Here is an 18,360-nt window from a genome sequence, read left to right on the forward strand (position 1 = left end):
CTAAAATCTTTTACGAAAACTCAATTCAAACACTCTGCCTCGCGGATCAAGATAGGCCGGTTGGTAACCCAATGGCACTTGTCCATTCTGGTCGCGAACGTCGATGATATCGTTCAAGATATTTTGGATACGAAACGCGATGCGGCTTCCTTTCAGGAAAGATGCGTTCTTGATTACCCGCGCTTGTTGATCAAAGTTGAGGAAGAAAAACGTATTGATCGTAGCAAGATCGCTGAATCGCAAATCGTTGCTGCCCGGAAGGCCGGTACCATCTGCGGTGGTACCGCTTTTATATGTACCTTGAAGCCTGAAACCAAAGCCTTTGTGGAATACTCCGCCGGACAACTCTACCTCGTGCCGTGACGCCCCGCCATTGGCGTTCAATGCCGAACCGTTTAATAGATCCAACATGGGCACGCCGGGCCGGATTAGAATTTCTTCTTGTATCCGGTACGTATGGTAAAGCGCGATGTTCCACCTGCTCGGCATACCGCCGCCCGGACCAAAGCCACCGCCGCGACCACCGCCTCTTGGCGCGCCTGCACCCGGCGTTGGGGCACCGCCAGAGGCACCCCCTGCACCAGGAGGGCCGCCCATCGGGCCCCGGCCTTGCGGTTGTTGGCCGATCGAGCCGGATATGTTGAAGCCCGAGCGAATACGTTGCGACATTTCCCGGTCGAAATTCACCGGACGTTGGTCGATGCTTACCAATTGTCCGGCGCTGTTTCGCGTTACCCGATCAGGAAATGCCGCTTCGATTTCTGACGTCAAAAGTGGGAAGTTGGCGGTTGTGTTCCGGCTTTTGTTTTTGAAATAACTGAGCTGAATACCAAGATCTTTGACAAAGTCGGGGTTCCAGCTTGCATTCAGAATTAGGTCACGACGCTTTTCGCCAATCAACAACGGATTGCCACCGTTGATTATTGAAACGAACAGACTTTGACCCGTCGCAAAATCAAATGTCGCGACGTTGGGCGACACAAGCACCGGATTGCCCAATTGGCCAATTCCCGGTGCATTTTCATCTCCTGTGATGGAGGCCTGAAACGTAAGACTTTTTACAGGTGACCAACGCAAACCAGCGCCATATTCGGTCAACCGGCCAAAATCGGAAAGCTCGCTAAATCCGATATTTCCGTTGATCGCCCATTCACCGATCGTCTTGCCAATTCCGAAATCATTGGCCGTCAGCGGAAACTCGGCATTGACCGAATGGTTCAATATATTGCGACGGAGTGCTATGTTGGTTTCCGTTCCTAGCCGGACCGTCGTGCTGTCTAGCATTTGCCGGGTAAATCCTGTCGCAAATGTCATCTGCACTTCACCTGCGGGTAACGCAAAAGGCGCGCCAGCGATGGTACTGCGTGTATCGATATTCTGGATGAGTGTATTGGCCAAGTCCGGAGCGAGAAAGACGAGATCGGAACCGAAATTTTCCAGAAACGGGTTTGCGGTTCCAGCTAAAACATCCGAGCGTAATGATGCGAAGTCGAGATTACGCGTTGTGGTCGTTTCATTATCGGTACGTGAAAAATTGCCTGTAACTGTCCATCGCCAGCCACTTACAAGATGGTTGAATGTCCCGCCGGTTTGAAAACTATGCGCCTCAATCTTGCGTTCCAACGGACGTGGCGTGTCGAAAAACCGGTTGATGATGACATCATTACCGAACGGAGAGAAAGGGCTGCTGCCCGGCAATAGGAAGCTTTCGCCCGGCAAGCCCAATAATGAAGTACTGCCATTAAGGGCGTAATTTGCATTGAGTGAAATTATGGACTGCGGCCCTAACAGATAGCTCCACGTACCATTGATTTCCAATCTTTCACTTCGTGGCAATAATGATCGGAACCGGCCGATATCACCACTATTCAGTGTGCCTGCCGTGGTTGCAAATTGAGCTAATGAGGGGTTGCTGATGCCGACAGGAACCGCAGCTTGGGTAACAATTGTTCCGGACAAAGCGGAAAGGGAAGGCGAGATTTCGCCGCCGCTTGTCAATCCGCTGATATTTCCATCAAGTGCCAACAGTGAACTATCTGCGAATATAAGGTCGCGTTCGCTCTCGCTCAGCGGCGTTGCGCGTTCAATTTCAAGATCCAGATTGAAACGGGTTTTCTGGCCTATACGGGTCAATGTTGTTTCGAATTCATTGGTGCCAAAGCCGCCATCCTGGGGCTGGGCATGTTCAAATTCGGTGGCAAAAGATGAAAAATTATCTTTCAAGATGAAGTTAAGGACGCGTTGGTCTGGACGAAAGCCGTATTTTAGAGCGACTTCTTCGGGGAATATCTGCACCTGTTTGACCGCTTCAGGCGGCAAGTCACGCAGCTCGCGAAAGCCTGAAATGCGCTGGCCGTTCAGCAATATGATGGGTTGCCCTCCGCCGCGCCCGCGCCCCGAATTGACTTGCGGTGCCACTGCCGCGACCAGATCGGTCAAAGATGATGCACCGACCGCCGCAATATCCGCTTCGTTCAATTCCTCGACAGGCGGGACATCGGTATCGACCGCTCCCCTGATACGTTCAGCAGTTACAACTATTTCCCCGCTTGATTCCGAATCAACTTCTTCGATCAATTGGTTCGGATCTGAACCAATTTGCGGCATTTCCGTATTCGCCCAAGCTGGAAATGCCGAAGAAACAAGCAGAAAAGCAGTGAACCGGGAGATAATCATAGTGGGGAGAAACTCTGTTTTTTTAGGTATATGAAAACTATATTTATCGAATTGCCGAGTGCGCGACAGATGAACTTTGTCACATTTTGTCGCAATACAGCTTTTGCGCGGTGGCTCTTTCCTTTTACGCTTATACCGGCTAAGGGCGCAACAACATTGGATTTACAAGCATTTTAAGGGGCCGAATGGCAAAAGAAGAATTACTCGAAATGCGCGGGACGGTGCGCGAATTGCTTCCCAACGCCATGTTTCGTGTCGAGCTGGAAAATGGCCATGAAGTTTTGGGCCATACCGCAGGCAAAATGCGTAAAAACCGCATCCGCGTTCTGGTGGGTGATGAGGTTTTGTGCGAACTGACCCCTTATGATCTGACCAAAGGCCGGATCACTTACCGCTTTAAGTAAGGCGGCGCAGACCTTGGGTCTGGACCCTAAACTTGTTTTGGCTTCCTCCAGCCCTCGTCGGCGGGACTTGTTGGCACGTCTTGGCGTTGTACCCGACCGTATTGCTTCGCCCGATATTGACGAGCGTCCCCGCAAGGCCGAGCCTCCGCGCGTTTATGCGCTACGGATGGCGGAAGAAAAGGCGGTCGCCGTTGCGCGGGGGAGTGGTGAAATTGTCATCGCGGGTGATACGACGGTCGCGGTCGGACGACGTATTTTGCAGCAGGCCAAAAATCCGGAAATGCAACGCGGCTTTTTGGAACTGTTAAGTGGCAGGCGGCATCATGTGTTGAGCGCCGTGGCCGTCATCGATGCCCAAGGCCGGATGCGTAGCCGTATTTGCGACAGTATCGTGCGTTTCAAGCGTCTTGGTGACGATGAAATAGAGAGCTATATCAGTTGCGGCGAAGGCCTTGGTAAAGCGGGCGGCTATGCAATTCAGGGCAGGGCGGAGGCCTTGATCGACTGGATGGCAGGAAGCCATTCGGGCGTAGTCGGTTTGCCATTATACGAAACGCGGGCGTTGCTACGCTCGGCGGGATATCCGGTTGACTGAGCTTTGGATCGACAATGCGCCGGGGGAACGCCGTGCTGCTTTGGTCGTGGATGGCGAAATAGTAGAAATCCATATCCAGCGTGACTTGCACACCGTTCTGGGACAGACCGGAACCGGCAGGATCGATCGCAAATCGCCTGCTGGATCTTATATTATCGCAGAAGATGGCACTGAGCTGCTGATCCGTGGCAAGATAGACAAACCCGACGGCGCCGAAATCGGATATATGATCACACGGGAAAGCATTTCAGAGCCGGGTCGGGTTAAGCCCGCCGAAGCCAGCCTGATCGAATTGTCGGTTGATCCTGTCGACAGGGAATATCTGTGGAATCAGAGGCTGCATCGATTGATCGACATGGCGCCGGCTGCAAAATCTTTTTCCGACGCGTTTGATTGCGCGGTTGCGGGATCATCCCAAGTCGGGGATGTCACTATCCATTTTCAGCGTACAAAAGCCGGTGTCGTATTTGATGTCGACGGGATCGGCGACGCATTTGCCATCAACATTGTTGCAGCAACCGAAATAGCGCGATTGCTTAGGCTATTTCAGATCGGCGGGATGGCCATAATTGATTTCGTTGCGGTCGATTCCAAATCGAAAAGGCAGGAAATTGCCGAAATATTCGATTCCGCGTCACAAGCGGACGGACGGGCCTTTGAACGAAGTGCTGTCAACGGGTTCGGAATGATGCAGGTGGTCCGCAGTCGGCCCAGACCATCTGTGCTCGATACGCTGTTCGGCACACGTATCGCGGCTCTATCGGATGAAACCAAAGCGCTCTGGCTGTATCGCAACGTCGTGGCATCAACCGGGTTTGGACCACGCATCGTGACAACAAACAGAGATGTCGCAAATCTTATGCAATCGTCCAGATGGAATGCGTTGCAAGTGCAGTGCGAGAGGCTGATCGGGGCTGCGATGACTGTCGTTGCCGATGAAAATATTAACGGCTATGGACATGTGCATGTCGCGCAAAGCTAATAAATGCCCTCTATGCCAGATGCCGCAAAGCGCCGATTTCAGGCCATTTTGCAGCCAAGGCTGCAAGGATCGCGATTTGCTGAAATGGCTCGATGAAGGATATCGCGTGGCTGGCCCACCTGCCGATTATGCAGATAGCATAGAAGGGTATGACCAAGACTGATTTTGCGCTTGCCAAGGGGTATATCGCCTCTCTATAGGCTGCGCTCCCACACGGTTTTTGCCGTGTAGCCCGAGTAGCTCAGGGGTAGAGCAGCGGATTGAAAATCCGCGTGTCGGTGGTTCAAATCCGCCCTCGGGCACCATTTTCTCTCCTTACGCTCATTACGAACAGATCCCATCTCCTGCACAAGCGGAGGGCGCGAGAATTGGCGGCTCAACCTCCTCTATCTTCTCTCTCAAATATGGGGAGAAGACTGCCCCACTTATTCTCAAAGAAAAAGCCGGAGCAGCGATGCTGCCCCGGCTCGTTCTCAAACCCTTTGGGTTGTTTAGAATTTGAAGCGGGCCACCGCACCATAAGTACGTGGCGGGCTTGGATATCCCGATACCGTTCCACTTTGTGCAACGCCATCAAATACGGTCAGGATGTATTTATCATCGAGCAAGTTACGTGCCCACAGACCCAATTCCAGTCCATTGCTCAGCGCAAAGGTGGACGAAGCATTCACAAGATTAACTTCACGTTGGAAGTTGTTCGCGCCAAATGTGGGCAAGCCGTTGTTGATCGGCGTATTGCTTTCATGGTTGAAATCAACGCGGGTAATGAGGCGGTTGCCGCTTCCACCGAATTCATGGGTGTAAGTTGCCGAGGTCGCGATGCTGAATTCAGGAATACCAGCAGGCCGTTCGCCACTCAAATCGCCAGTTGGTCCAGAGGTAAAGCTGTCGAACAAGGGATCAAGATACGTCATCGCGAACGTAAATGCGAGACCTTGAGCTGGATTGATCTTCGCATCCAATTCGAAACCACGGACCGACTGCTCTTCCGCATTGCTCAGGCCGAAACCGGTGCCGGTGAACAAAAAGCTTTGGAAGCCCTTCAGCGACTGGTCGAACAAAGCGAGGTTGACACTCACACCTGGGAACTGTGCCTTCAAACCGATTTCGAAAACTTCGGCGTCCTCTGGTCCAGCGAAGCGCGAGCCAGTGGTCAGATTTGGTACAGCTAAACCGGCGTCAAGAATTGCCGATGATGGTGCAAGGAAGTTCGATCCGCGGGTGCCGCGAATGAAGTCGGTTGATGACGGGCGGCTATCACGCGACAGGTTTACCGAGCTGGCTTTGAAGCCAGTGGCGTAGCTGAAATATGCATTGATATTGTCCGACACATCATAAGCCACACGGAGGGTGTAGCTCAAATCATCGTCGCGGGTCCGGCCATCTTCAACAGCATTTGGAATGTTGAGGAACGGTGGCTGGAACTGAAATGCGGCCAAGCCGAGGAAGGGGTTGGCGGCTGATGTAGCTAGAGCAGCCAATGCAGCCTGGTTTGGGGCGGGGAGCGCCAAAAACTGGGCACGCGTCGTGACGGTACCGGCTGTTGCAAGTCCGATAAAGGCATCAACGAGATTGATCTGGCCCAACTCATCGAATGACGTTTGGCTGAGAGCGAAATCTTTTTTGTCTTTGGTGAAGTTGAAGCCACCGGTGAAGACAAGGCCATCGAGCGGTTCAAAATCAACCGTCCCGAAAACCGACCACGAGGTGTTATCCAATGTGTAGGCTTCCGTCGTTAGCAAACCGGGTGAGAAAATCGAATTTTGTGCAAGGCCAAGCGCCGCTTCGACACCATTGAATACGGCAGGATTGCCGGCCAGCAATGAGAAGAAAGGACGTGCACCCGCTCCAACAGTAAGCGAGCTATCTTGTGTAACGGATTCGTCAAAATAGAAAGCGCCAAGCAAGAAGTTGATCGGGCCGTCGAAATCTGACGCAATCCGGAACTCTTGGGTAAGGGTTTCGACCTGCTGGTCGCGAATTTCGCTAACGATATCGGCACTGGTGAAGTCGACATCCTGATTGACGAAGTTTTTCAGTTCGCGATAGGAGCTGATCGAAGTGACCGAAATCGGACCGGATTCCCAATCGACCTGAACCGAGCCGCCGTAATTGTCTACCTCGTTGACGGGTGCGCGGTTAAGGAAAGTGTCGTAGCTGAAGAAATCGGTGCTCAATGCGCCGCCCACTCCAAACACAGCCGGTGCGGTTGGTCCAGCTACCAAGGTGCTGACTACGCAGCAGATTTCATCAATCTGCGAATAATCCACTATGGCGCGGATCTTGAGGCTTTCGGTTGGCTCAATCAGCAATTGGCCGCGTGCAGTCCAGCGGTTACGATCCGAAATCTCTTCGTTCAAGTTAACGATGGTTCCGTAACCATCACGGCGGTTGTAGCTGGCATCAACTGAAAATGCGATATTTTCACTGATTGGGCCGGTTACATCACCTTTTACGGTGAGGGCATTGAAGTTGCCGTAGGTTGCTTCGACGCTGCCGCCAAAATCATATTGTGGCGCACGGGTAATGACCGAAATCACGCCAGCAGAAGCGTTCTTGCCGAAAAGGGTTGATTGCGGTCCGTTCAGGACTTCAATACGCTGCACATTCGCAAGATCGTTCAAAGACGAAGCAGAGCGCGAACGGAAAACTCCATCAATAAAAACGCCAACCGAAGGTTCGATCCCGAAGTTGTTGTCGCCGTTGCCGAAGCCACGGATAATGAATGTTGACGATGATGAGTTCTGCAATTGGCTGACGCGCAATGAAGGCACCACCGTTTTCAGATCAAGAATGTCACGGATTTGAGCCTGTTCAAGGGTCGCCCCTGAAGTAACCGAAACCGAAATCGGAATTTCCTGCAACGTTTGTTCGCGCTTCGTCGCGGTAACGATGATGACGTTTTCGTCTACAGCCGCTTCTTCTGATTGCGGTGTCGCGTCTTGTGCGTATGCGATGGATCCCATGCCAAGTGAGGCGATGCTAATAGTCGATAGCATGGATGCTTTCATCAACCGATTTGCCAATTTCATAAACTCTCTCCTGTTGTATCTTCTGTGCCGGTATTCCGGCTTTTCATGGGGAAATAATTATTTTATCGCTTCCCGGCCGGCCATTGACCCCCCAAGAACCTTTGCAGATTCAATAACGCCACAAATGCGGCGCAGCAATTGGATAGTTTGCAAAGCGTAAATATACTAAAATGTGCGATAAAAATGTTACGGTGCCCCTGATCCGCAATTTGTGAACGGATGTATATTATGCCGAAAATGGTTAAAAAGTCGGATCTTCCGTCCAAAATTTGCATGGCTTGCGAAAAGCCGTTTGCTTGGCGAAAAAAATGGGCGAAAGATTGGGATAATGTCCTCTATTGTTCTGACCGATGCAGAAGAAGTAGATAGGACATGAAATGGTGCCGGCTACAAGGTTCGAACTCGTGACCCCCTGATTACAAATCAGGTGCTCTACCAACTGAGCTAAGCCGGCACGTTATTCGCGCCCATAGCGCTAAATTACGCCAAAGGTCCAGCCCTCTGTTGGGGCAATTTCCAAATTTAATTCTGGCGGCGTCCAGAATGTTGGATTTTCTGCGATATTTCGGAGCCAAGCGGCGGTTAAAATAGCGTCGGTTGCATGGTCGGTATATTGGTCCAGCGGGTTGTGAGGCAATGAGCCCATACTGGAGAGCGCGGCATCGAGTGCAAAACCATCGCGGATTTTGCTTCTGCCTTTTCGAATTCCTGACGCCCGGGCAGCAATTTGTGTGTAAATCTCAACAATCTGGGGGCCGGACCTGGCAAGTTGATCAAAGGGCCAGACCGGTAATTTTTTTCCGACGTGGTGCAGCAAACGCATTCCGGCAAAGCTGGCTTTAGCCACCTGCGCGGCACCGATTGCATCATAAATTGTTGAAGGCTTGCCTCCGCCTTGGGCGTTATAGTGCGCTTCACATCGGCGCGAATGCATGAAATCCGCTTTCCGTCCGTCCGCAGCACCGAAATAAAAATGACGGCGGTGGCGATGTTCCAACAGGGATGCTGCACCCAGATCTTCATCCTCGCAATGGGCATCGACATAGGCCCAAAACGCACGCGCTGTGTCAGGCACATCGTCGCCGGGCAGGTAACTGCCACGTTCGATGAATGGCGGCGCAAAGCTGAAATCGAAACCAATTAGCAGATCATCTTGCTGCGCCAACAACCAGTCGGCTACCCCTTGCCGTGACCATATGCCTTCATTCGGCACGATCAATTCTGGTGCTGAATTCCCCTTTTCGCATACGGCAAGTGCTATTCCCTTATGACGATTGCCTTTTGCGCCTGACCAATCCACGCAGGCAAAACAGGAGAATTTTCGATTCACAATGCGGTGCGATTTCGGTCGGATTTAATTGCGTGACGAAATTGCGGCACGGTCATTTATCCACGATTGTTCCGCAGCTTGTCCCAATGGAGCAGGCGCTCTGCGATCTTATGTTCAAACCCGCGATCAACGGGTTGATATAGCCTGGCAGGTGCCAATTCATCGGGCCAGTAATTCGCACCTGAAAATCCATCATCGGCATCATGGTCATAAGCATATCCTTTGCCATAACCGATATCCTTCATCAATTTTGTCGGTGCATTTAGAATATGTGCCGGAGGCATAAGCGAGCCACTTTCCCGCGCCAATTTCCATGCTGATTTCTGGGCTTTATAGGCTGCGTTGGATTTAGGCGCCGTGGCTAAATACAAGCAGGCTTGGACAATCGCGAGCTCGCCTTCCGGACTGCCGAGAAACTCATAGGCAGTTTTGGCCGCCAGGCACTGAACCAAGGCTTGTGGGTCGGCAAGACCAATGTCTTCGCTGGCGAAACGGACAAGTCGGCGCAGTACATAGAGCGGTTCTTCACCCGCAACCAGCATTCGCGCCATCCAGTATAGAGCAGCCTGCGGATCCGATCCGCGCAAGCTTTTATGCAGCGCAGAAATGAGGTTATAATGCCCTTCGCGGTCTTTATCATAAACAGGCATCCGCCGTTGCAGCAATGCGGCCATTGCGGACGGGTCAAGCGGCGTTTCTATGGCGATGGAAAACAATGTTTCGGCTTGATTAAGCAAAAACCTCCCGTCGCCGTCTGCACTAGTTACTAAGGCGGTCCGCGCGTCTTGCGTTACCGGAAGTACGCGCTGCTCAAGTTCTTCCGCGCGTGTTAGCAACGTGTCGAGCGCAGTTTCATCAAGGCGGTGCAATATCATCACCTGAGAACGCGACAGCAAAGCAGCGTTTAATTCAAAAGACGGGTTTTCGGTGGTTGCGCCGACCAGCGTGACCACGCCACTTTCGACAAAAGGAAGAAAGCCATCCTGCTGGGCGCGGTTAAAACGATGTATCTCGTCCACAAACAGCAACGTCTTCTTACCTGTTCGCGCGATAGTTTCAGCTTCTGCGAAAGCCTTTTTAAGATCAGCGACACCGGAAAACACGGCCGAAATCGCTTTATAGTGCATATCGACGGCATCGGCGAGCAACCGGGCTATACTTGTTTTTCCAGTCCCCGGTGGCCCCCAAAGGATCATCGACGATAACTTGCCCGCCGCCACCATTCGCCCGATTGCACCTTCCGGACCCGTCAAATGTTCCTGGCCGATAATTTCCGAAAGTTTTGCAGGCCGCAGCCGGTCAGCAAGTGGGCCATAACTAGGCCCTGTTTTTGACAATTCAGGTACGCCGAACAAATCCGACATCAGGTGGCCATCGTTCGGGCAGCACGCTGACGGATCAGGCGGATATAGGTATCGGCAACCGTCTGATTGATCGCATCCCAGCTATAATTAAGCGAGCGCATTTCCCCTGCATGGCCATGTTGATGACGCAAGTCTGACTGGGTGCAATAATTTTGCAGCACGTCGGCGAACTGGTTGATCGCGCCGGGCGTTATCAATCGTCCTGAAACCTTGTCTTCAACCAGGCTCTGGCTGCCTGTAGCTTTGGCTGCGACGACGGGTAAGCCGCACGCCATTGCCTCCAACGTGACATTGCCAAATGTTTCGGTAATGCTGGGGTTGAAGAGCAAATCCATACTGGCTACCGCCCGGCCAAGATCATTCCCGCCTTGGAAACCAACAAAGCGTGCATGTGGCAACCGACTTTCGAACCAGCTGCGGGCAGGGCCTTCACCGATAACCATCACCTGATGCGAAACTTCACGTCGGCGTAGCTGGTCAATTGCATCGGAGAAGACATCAAGTCCCTTTTCCATGACGAGCCGACCAAGAAATCCGATGACGGGAATTTCATCCGCCAACCCTTGCAACCGGCGCCAATCCATATCCCGGCGTTGCGGGTTGAAAATTTCGCGATCCACCCCGCGCGACCAGATGTCGATGTCATAGTTCATACGCTGTTCGCGCAAGACTTGGGCGAAACTCTCGGAAGGTGCGACCAATGCGTCACATTTGCGATAAAGACGCCGGAGCCATGCTTCGACCAATGGCTCGACGAACGATAAATTATAGTATCGGAAATAGGTTTCAAACCGCGTATGGACCGAACAAAGAACCGGCAGGTTTCTCTTTCTGGCCCAATGTGCTGCTTGCCTTGCGACGCGGTCCGGGCTCGAAATATGGATCACATTCGGGCTGAAAGATTCAAGATCTTGTTTTACTTTGCGCGATAACGATAACGGAATGCGGTATTCTGGGCGGTTGGGAATCGCCATAGAAGGCACGCTGACCAATTCGCCGGTGGGCGGAAATGCCGGTTTGTCGATGGTCGGGGAATAGACGCGAACAGATGCGCCCTGTCGTAATAAATATCCGACAAGCCGGTTTAACGCCTGATTTGCGCCGTCCCGCACATAATTATAATTGCCGCTGAACAGGGCAATGCGAAGATCGCTGGTTTGCATCGGCACGCTTTTAGACAGGGTGCGGCAGAATGCCAATATATTGAACTTGCTGAAGCGGTGCAGGATTAGCTATTCACCGACCATGATCCTTACTCGAATTGATACATTGTTGATTGGTGGACCGAAACCGTTCCGTCATGATGGTGTCAAAAGCGCTATGGCCCGGGCTCCCGTTGATCGCCCCGTTAAGCTTTATCGATTAGGTTTTGATGGGGATGAGGTTGGAGATCCAACGGTGCATGGGGGCGTTGACAAAGCGGTGCATTTCTATCCAGCGGAACATTATCCAAAATGGATAGCGCATTTTGCAGGAGAAGACATATCGCATCCGCTGCTTGATGCCGCCGGAGCCTTTGGTGAGAATATCAGCGCATCGGGCCTGACCGAGGATAAATTGCGCATCGGCGACCGTTTCCGTATCGGCGAGGCACTGGTCGAGGTCTCGCAAGGACGGCAGCCTTGCTGGAAAATCGACCATCATTTTGGCGTGCATGGCTTGACGGGCGCGGTTATCAAAACCGGCCGCTGTGGCGGTTACTTCCGCGTGATTGAGGACGGCGAGGTGGCGCCGGGGGACCGGATCGAGCAGGTCAAACAGGCTGGCCATGATTGGACGATAGCACGGGTGTTCAAACTGCTGATCGGCGGCGGCCATCGGGGGGAGGGTGCAAACGCGGAGTTAACGGCGCTGGCGGAACTTGAAACGCTCGCCGAAAGCTGGCGTAGCAGGGCGGCGAAGCTGGTGGGTAAATAGTAGTGTGTCCTCGGAATTGCGAATGGCAAGTATTGGTTGGGAATCAGACGTTCGCATCCGCGCTTGCTCAATGGTCTGCTCGACGCGGGACTTAGGATGTTCGGCGTTGAGGTCACGGTGCGATGCTTTGGTGGCCTTGCGATTCTCAATGGGTGCGCCGTGCCGGTAAACGTGTTAGTCTTCCGAAAATCGCAAGGGGATCATCGTCATGGCCAGCGCCGCCACCACCACCGATGTGCTGATCGTCGGCGCAGGCTTTGCCGGCATGTACATGCTCCACAAGCTGCGTCAGGCGGGGATTTCGGGGCAGGTCGTCGAGGCGGGCAGTGGCGTTGGCGGGACCTGGTTCTGGAACCGTTATCCGGGCGCGCGAGTCGATATTCAAAGTCTGGAATATAGTTTCGGTTTCGACGAGGGGCTGCAACGGGAATGGCGCTGGTCGGAACGTTATGCGCCGCAACCCGAACTTTTGGCCTATGCCGACCATATCGCCGATCATTTTGACCTGCGGCGCGACATTCGCCTCGACACGCGGATTGCGGCAGCGACCTGGGATGAGGCGGCGCAGCGCTGGCGCATCGCGACCGACACCGGCGATGGCTATGACTGCCGATACTTCATCCTTGCCACTGGCTGCCTGTCGATCCCGACCGAAGTCAGTTTTCCGGGCATCGAGGATTTCAAGGGTTCGATCTACCGCACGTCGCGCTGGCCGCACGAAGGCACTGATTTCACCGGCCAGCGTGTCGGGATCATCGGCACCGGGTCGTCGGCCATCCAGTCAATCCCGGTTATTGCCGCGCAGGCTGCGCAGCTGACGGTATTTCAGCGAACGCCCAATTATTCGGTGCCGGCGCACAATGGCCCGATTCCGCCTGCCGACTTGGAGGCATGGGAGCGGGATCCCCGCGGCTACCGCGCCGCGTCGCGCGACACCGTCGGTGGTTTCCAGAACGAGGCCCGCACGGACGTGCTGGCGACCGAATCGAGCCCCGAAGACATAAGGGCGGAACTTGATCGTCGCTGGGCCTGGGGAGGCTTCCGCCTGCTTGGCGCCTTTGGCGACACGGCGATCGACCCGGCCGCTAACCGCATCATCCAAGATTTCATCGCCGAAAAGATCCGCGAACAAGTTGCCGATCCCAAAGTCGCCGATCTGTTAACGCCGAAACAGCATTATTTCGGGACCAAGCGCCCCTGTGTCGATACCGGCTACTTTGCCACCTTCAACCGCGACAATGTCGAACTGGTCGATCTGCACGCTGCACCGATTGTTACTTTCAACACGGGCGGCATTGCCACCACCGCCCGCCAGCATGATTTCGATGCCATGGTGCTTGCCACGGGTTTCGATGCGATGACCGGTGCCATCGACCGTATCGACATCCGTGGCGTCGGCGGCCGCCGAATCCAAGACCATTGGGCCGAGGGGCCGCGGACCTATCTCGGGCTGACGGTCGCGGGCTTCCCGAACATGTTCACCATCACCGGGCCGGGCAGCCCTTCGGTGCTGACTAACATGATCAATTCTATCGAACAGCACGTCGAATGGATCGCCGACTGCCTGTCGTGGCTGGCTGACCGCCAGATGGCCAGCATCGAGGCAACCCCCGAGGCGGAAGCGGCGTGGTGCCGCCATGTCGCAGAAGCCGTCACCCCGACGCTGCTGCCCACCGCCAACAGCTGGTACATGGGTGCGAACGTCCCAGGCAAGCCTCGGATGTTTATGCCCTATGCCGGTGGGCTCAACACCTATACCGACATCTGCAATCAGGTCGCAGCCAAGGGTTATGAAGGCTTTACCATCCGCGCGGGCGAAACGATACTGAGCGATTCCCGGGAGTTCTCCAGTCACCCGCCAATGCCCGACATTCCGGCAAAGCTGATGCCGATCATCGTCGAACGCCTGACAGCAGCCGGGTTTATGCCGGCTTGACGCAGATCAGTCTGTCGCCCGCGCCGCATGGCTTGAATCTTCGATTTTTATGACGATGCAGGTGTAGGCCGGCTCGCAAACGCTAGCTGTTGGGTCACTTTTCGAATGTCGGCTTTAGGTGTCGCTTCGGCCAAAAGTAGCCAGTCGGCAATCGGCCCCCAAGCTATCGATCAGAGTTCGCAGGGTAAATGTCCGCAACGTTGTCGTAAGCAGCCACTCAACTCCGAACGCTTATTCCCCCACTTCCTCAGGATCCGGCACCGGCGCGAACAGCCTGATCTTCGTCACCCGCTTCTCGTCCGCTTCGAGTATCTCCAACCGCCACCCGCTGGTTTCGTGGAGCAGCATCTGGCCGACATTCGGCACTTGCCCGGCAATCACGAACGCCAGCCCGCCTAAAGTATCGACATCTTCGTCAATCAGCGCCAGTTTAGGGTCGATGGCTTCCGCCAAGTCATCGAGTTCGGCGCGCGCGTCGGCTTCCCACATTTCGGGGCTTATTTGCGCGAACAGAGCCTCGGGTTCTTCGTCATGTTCGTCCTCGATCTCGCCGACGATTTCCTCGACCAGATCCTCGATGGTGACAAGGCCTTCGGTGCCTGAATATTCGTCCAGTACAATTGCAAGGTGGGTTCGTGTCCGGCGCATTTCATCAAGCAATGCCAGAACGCTCATATTTTGCGGCACGAAGCGTGGCTGGCGAATGAAGGCTTCAAGGCTGTCAGGAGTTTCCTGACCCTCGGCCAGCACTGCGAAAATATCCTTGATGTGGATCATGCCGGTGATTGCGTCGAGCGTGTCGCGGTAGACGGGCAGGCGGCTGTGGCCGTGTTCGGCGAACGAGGCGACGCAATGAGCAAAGCTCGCGCTTTCATCGATGGCGACAATGTCGCTCCGAGGGACCATGACGTCGTCGACGCGATGCTCGCTGAAATGGAGCAGGTTGCGCAGCATCGTGCGCTCTACTGCGGTCAGGTCGCCGTCCTGATCGGACTGGCGGCTTTCCTCGTCATCTTCTTCATGTTCGGCGATCGCTTCTTCAAGCTGCTCGCGTAAGGTCGGTTCGTGATTGCGACCAAAGAACATCGTCTTCAGCCGCTGCCATATTCGTCCGTCGCTATCATCGTCGGTTGCGGTCTTTATACCGCTAAAACTGTCACCCTCTGACATTGGGGAAAATCGGTACCTCTTATTGCCGTAGATTATTCACTATATGGATTGTCGAGGCCTATGGATGCAAGCGCTTTTACCTCCAAAGCTTCCATCGCCTCTGCATCGTCATCGTCGATGTGGTCGTGGCCGAGCAAATGTAGCATACCATGTATGACCAAATGTGCGGCATGGACGGCAATTGGGATGTTCTTTTCGGCGGCTTCGGCCTCGCAAACGCCATAAGCCAAGATGATGTCGCCCAATAGCAACTCCATCTCCGGCTCGTCACCCAGAACTTGTTTCAGGGTCCATTTTGCCGCCTCACCCTCCGGTCTTTGAGTAGCGATGGACCCTGAAACGAGTTCAGGGTGACGGAAAGAATTCAAATCATCGTCATCCAACGTCGGAAAGCTCAGGACATTGGTCGGCTTATTCTTATCGCGCCATTCGCGATTAAGGGCGTGGACCTCGTCATTGTCCGACAGCTTGATGCTCACCTCGATTGGCGAAGGATAATCCGAAAGCCCCGGCAACCCGGCAAACTTCACCGCTGCATCTACCGCCTTTTCAACTTCAACTTGCCCGAACCCGCTGTTGCGCCAATCCAGCCCGATGTCCAATTCGACATCAATCATTCCGGCCCCTCATAAGCATCGACGATGCGTCCTACCAACGGATGGCGGACAACGTCGCTGCTGTTGAAGCGGATAGTTTGAATGCCATCTACACCCTCCAGCCGTTGCACGGCATCATTCAGGCCGGACATGCGTTCGCCCCCGGGGATGTCAACTTGATGGGGATCGCCGCATATTACCATGCGGCTGTTCATGCCAAAACGGGTCAAGAACATTTTCATTTGCGCGGCGGTGGTATTCTGCGCTTCGTCCAATATGATAAAAGCATCCGCCAATGTTCTGCCGCGCATGAAAGCAATAGGCGCGATTTCGATTTCACCGGATGCCATGCGCCGTTCCACTTGCTCTGCCGGAAGGCAATCATACAGTGCATCGTAAATCGGGCGGAGATAGGGATCTACCTTTTCTTTCATATCGCCCGGCAGAAAACCCAGCCGTTCGCCCGCTTCGACCGCGGGGCGGGAAAGTACAAGGCGCTGGACAGCGCCGGTTATGAGCATCGCAACAGCCTGCGCCACTGCAAGATAGGTTTTTCCGGTGCCTGCCGGCCCCAATGCAAAGATTATCTCGTCACGGGCAAGGGCCTCCATATAGGGCACTTGGTTGGCGGAGCGCGGAACCAACGTTTTCTTGCGGGTGCGGATCATGATACCGGGCGCGTCCGAGACTTCTTTGCGGACAATGCCTTCCAATGTGGGTTCGGCTGTCATTGCGATGATTGATTGCACGGCCTCGGCATCAATATTTTCGCCGCGAAGTACCCTTGAATAGATATCATTGAGGATATCCCGGGCCCGTGCGGTCGCACCTGCTTCGCCTTCGATCTGGACGCGATTGCCGCGTGCGGAGATATATACCCCGAGCCGGTTTTCGATTGTTACCAAATTCCGGTCAAATTCGCCGAAAACAGAGTTGATAAGATGTGGTTTGTCAAAGCTCATTTCGAGCCGCGACATATCACCAGCTTGCGCTTGTGCCCTTTTTGCCATTCAGGCCGCTGCTCTCATTGTCGGTTCACCTTTCAAACTCAATGGTCCAGAATCGGTAATCTCTACATGAACAATATCACCGATTGTCAGGTCGGGCGCAAGCACATGCACCGATTGCATCCAAGGTGATTTACCTATTAATTGGTTCCCTAGCTTTCCGGGTCTTTCGAGCAACACTTCGCACGTTTTTCCGAGCATTTTGCTATTAAATGCCGACTGGTCAGCAACAAGCTGCGATTGAAGTTGCTGCAGCCTGTCATCCATTATGTCTGTTGAAATTTGGGTGTCCATATCAGCAGCAGGAGTACCGGGCCGCGGGCTATATTTGAACGAAAACGCCTGCGCGTACCCAACCGCACGTACAAGGCTCAGGGTGTCAGCGAAATCCGCATCGCTTTCGCCTGGAAATCCAACGATAAAGTCACCGGAAAGGGCAATGTCGGGGCGAACCGAGCGCGCACGGTCAAGGATTTTCAGATAGCTGTCGCGGCTGTGGCTTCTGTTCATCGCTTTCAAAATACGGTCCGAGCCAGATTGAACCGGAAGGTGTAGAAAAGGCATCAGCTTTTCAACGTCGCCATGCGCGGCAATTAATCCCTCGGTCATGTCATTGGGGTGACTGGTCATGTAACGAATGCGTTTAAGGCCATCGAGGCGGTCCAGGGCCCGGATAAGGCCATCAAGTCCCTGCATCGTGCCGGTATCATCTTCGCCCGTCCATGCATTTACATTTTGCCCGAGCAGCGTGATTTCCTTTGCGCCGCCTTCGATCAGTGCCTTCGCCTCATCGATAAGGGCGCTCCAGCTGCGGGAAACCTCTGCGCCACGCGTGTAAGGTACAACACAATATGTACAGAATTTGTCGCAGCCTTCTTGAACTGTTAAAAATGCGGAGGCTCCGGTTTTGCGCTTTTGCGGAAGCTGCGAAAATTTATCAAGGCCCGGTAAATCAAGATCTACGGCGCGTTTGCCAGAGGTAACATCGGCAATCATCTGTGGTAAATTGTGATAGGCTTGCGGACCTACCACAATGTCGACGGTTGGCGCACGCCGACTAATTTCGCTTCCTTCTGCCTGCGCGACGCATCCTGCAACGGCGATCATCGGGCCGCCAGGACTGCGACTGGTTTTGCCTAGCCTCCCGATTTCCGAATATACCTTTTCTGCGGCTTTTTCCCTTATATGGCAGGTATTTAAGACAACAATGTCAGCGTCATTCTTATCATCCGCGGGGGTCATGCCTTGGGCATCAAAAAGCTCCGCCATTCGTTCGCCATCGTAAACGTTCATTTGGCAGCCGTAGTTTTTGATCGTGTAGGTTTTAGGTGAATCCATGCTCATGCCGAGC

The 18,360-nt window shown here is 53.8% G+C and carries 16 protein-coding genes and 2 tRNA genes; 8 read left to right on the top strand and 10 right to left on the bottom strand.

The window, feature by feature from the left end; genetic code table 11:
- Nucleotides 1–2,676: a TonB-dependent receptor gene (locus ACEW72_RS13400; protein ID WP_373476894.1), complete on the bottom strand. Its 2,676-nt coding sequence runs from the start codon at nt 2,674–2,676 to the stop codon at nt 1–3.
- 185 nt (nt 2,677–2,861) lie between these two features.
- Between ACEW72_RS13400 and infA the strand changes: the two genes are divergently transcribed.
- The 5 genes from infA to ACEW72_RS13425 all read left to right on the top strand — a co-directional run bounded on the left by infA (nt 2,862) and on the right by ACEW72_RS13425 (nt 4,962).
- Nucleotides 2,862–3,080: a translation initiation factor IF-1 gene (infA, locus tag ACEW72_RS13405; protein WP_125230427.1), complete on the top strand. Its 219-nt coding sequence runs from the start codon at nt 2,862–2,864 to the stop codon at nt 3,078–3,080.
- 19 nt (nt 3,081–3,099) lie between these two features.
- Entirely contained in the window at nt 3,100–3,675 is a 576-nt protein-coding gene (locus tag ACEW72_RS13410; RefSeq protein ID WP_373476954.1) for a nucleoside triphosphate pyrophosphatase, read from the top strand.
- On the top strand, nt 3,668–4,657 hold the full coding sequence (locus ACEW72_RS13415; RefSeq protein ID WP_373476895.1) for a ribonuclease E/G: 990 nt from the start codon (nt 3,668–3,670) through the stop codon (nt 4,655–4,657). The genes ACEW72_RS13410 and ACEW72_RS13415 overlap by 8 nt, the downstream gene beginning before the upstream one ends.
- Complete coding sequence (locus tag ACEW72_RS13420; protein ID WP_373476896.1) at nt 4,641–4,820, top strand: DNA gyrase inhibitor YacG; 180 nt, start codon at nt 4,641–4,643, stop codon at nt 4,818–4,820. The genes ACEW72_RS13415 and ACEW72_RS13420 overlap by 17 nt, the downstream gene beginning before the upstream one ends.
- 67 nt (nt 4,821–4,887) lie before the next feature.
- Nucleotides 4,888–4,962: transfer RNA gene (locus ACEW72_RS13425), tRNA-Phe, on the top strand.
- Nucleotides 4,963–5,148: 186 nt separating this feature from the next.
- Here ACEW72_RS13425 and ACEW72_RS13430 read toward each other — a convergent pair.
- On the bottom strand, nt 5,149–7,689 hold the full coding sequence (locus ACEW72_RS13430; RefSeq protein WP_373476897.1) for a TonB-dependent receptor: 2,541 nt from the start codon (nt 7,687–7,689) through the stop codon (nt 5,149–5,151).
- A gap of 228 nt (nt 7,690–7,917) precedes the next feature.
- Here ACEW72_RS13430 and ACEW72_RS13435 point away from each other — a divergent pair, with 228 nt between their 5' ends.
- Nucleotides 7,918–8,058, top strand: a complete 141-nt coding sequence (locus ACEW72_RS13435) for a DUF2256 domain-containing protein (RefSeq protein ID WP_373476898.1) — start codon at nt 7,918–7,920, stop codon at nt 8,056–8,058.
- Nucleotides 8,059–8,067: 9 nt separating this feature from the next.
- Here ACEW72_RS13435 and ACEW72_RS13440 read toward each other — a convergent pair.
- The 4 genes from ACEW72_RS13440 to ACEW72_RS13455 form a co-directional block, all read right to left on the bottom strand.
- Nucleotides 8,068–8,143 (bottom strand) — tRNA-Thr (locus ACEW72_RS13440).
- A 21-nt stretch (nt 8,144–8,164) separates the two neighbouring features.
- A complete protein-coding gene (locus tag ACEW72_RS13445; protein ID WP_373476899.1) occupies nt 8,165–9,019 on the bottom strand; it encodes a hypothetical protein in 855 nt (284 codons plus the stop codon).
- Between the two features lie 56 nt (nt 9,020–9,075).
- Nucleotides 9,076–10,383: a replication-associated recombination protein A gene (locus ACEW72_RS13450; protein ID WP_373476900.1), complete on the bottom strand. Its 1,308-nt coding sequence runs from the start codon at nt 10,381–10,383 to the stop codon at nt 9,076–9,078.
- On the bottom strand, nt 10,383–11,546 hold the full coding sequence (locus tag ACEW72_RS13455; RefSeq protein WP_373476901.1) for a glycosyltransferase family 4 protein: 1,164 nt from the start codon (nt 11,544–11,546) through the stop codon (nt 10,383–10,385). The genes ACEW72_RS13450 and ACEW72_RS13455 overlap by 1 nt, the downstream gene beginning before the upstream one ends.
- Before the next feature lie 82 nt (nt 11,547–11,628).
- On the opposite strand from ACEW72_RS13455, the gene ACEW72_RS13460 reads away from it, so the two are divergent.
- The gene (locus tag ACEW72_RS13460; protein WP_373476902.1) at nt 11,629–12,300 is read left to right on the top strand and encodes an MOSC domain-containing protein; all 672 of its coding nucleotides are present in this window, start codon (nt 11,629–11,631) and stop codon (nt 12,298–12,300) included.
- 208 nt (nt 12,301–12,508) lie between these two features.
- Nucleotides 12,509–14,236 (top strand): flavin-containing monooxygenase, encoded by a 1,728-nt coding sequence (locus ACEW72_RS13465; protein ID WP_373476903.1) that lies wholly within the window; start codon nt 12,509–12,511, stop codon nt 14,234–14,236.
- Nucleotides 14,237–14,467: 231 nt separating this feature from the next.
- Here ACEW72_RS13465 and ACEW72_RS13470 read toward each other — a convergent pair whose 3' ends face one another.
- From ACEW72_RS13470 to miaB, 4 genes are read right to left on the bottom strand one after another with little or no spacing between them, the layout of a single operon-like run.
- Entirely contained in the window at nt 14,468–15,406 is a 939-nt protein-coding gene (locus tag ACEW72_RS13470) for a hemolysin family protein (RefSeq protein WP_373476904.1), read from the bottom strand.
- A 32-nt stretch (nt 15,407–15,438) separates the two neighbouring features.
- Nucleotides 15,439–16,023 carry an rRNA maturation RNase YbeY gene (gene ybeY / locus ACEW72_RS13475; RefSeq protein WP_373476905.1) on the bottom strand — a complete coding sequence of 195 codons (585 nt, stop codon included), beginning with the start codon at nt 16,021–16,023 and terminating at the stop codon, nt 15,439–15,441.
- The gene (locus ACEW72_RS13480) at nt 16,020–17,012 is read right to left on the bottom strand and encodes a PhoH family protein (RefSeq protein ID WP_373476906.1); all 993 of its coding nucleotides are present in this window, start codon (nt 17,010–17,012) and stop codon (nt 16,020–16,022) included. The genes ybeY and ACEW72_RS13480 overlap by 4 nt, the downstream gene beginning before the upstream one ends.
- Nucleotides 17,013–18,353: a tRNA (N6-isopentenyl adenosine(37)-C2)-methylthiotransferase MiaB gene (gene miaB, locus ACEW72_RS13485; protein ID WP_373476907.1), complete on the bottom strand. Its 1,341-nt coding sequence runs from the start codon at nt 18,351–18,353 to the stop codon at nt 17,013–17,015. It lies immediately after the preceding gene.
- Nucleotides 18,354–18,360 lie beyond the last annotated feature (7 nt).

Source organism: Sphingorhabdus sp. (assembly GCF_041737645.1).
Classification (GTDB): domain Bacteria; phylum Pseudomonadota; class Alphaproteobacteria; order Sphingomonadales; family Sphingomonadaceae; genus Sphingorhabdus_B.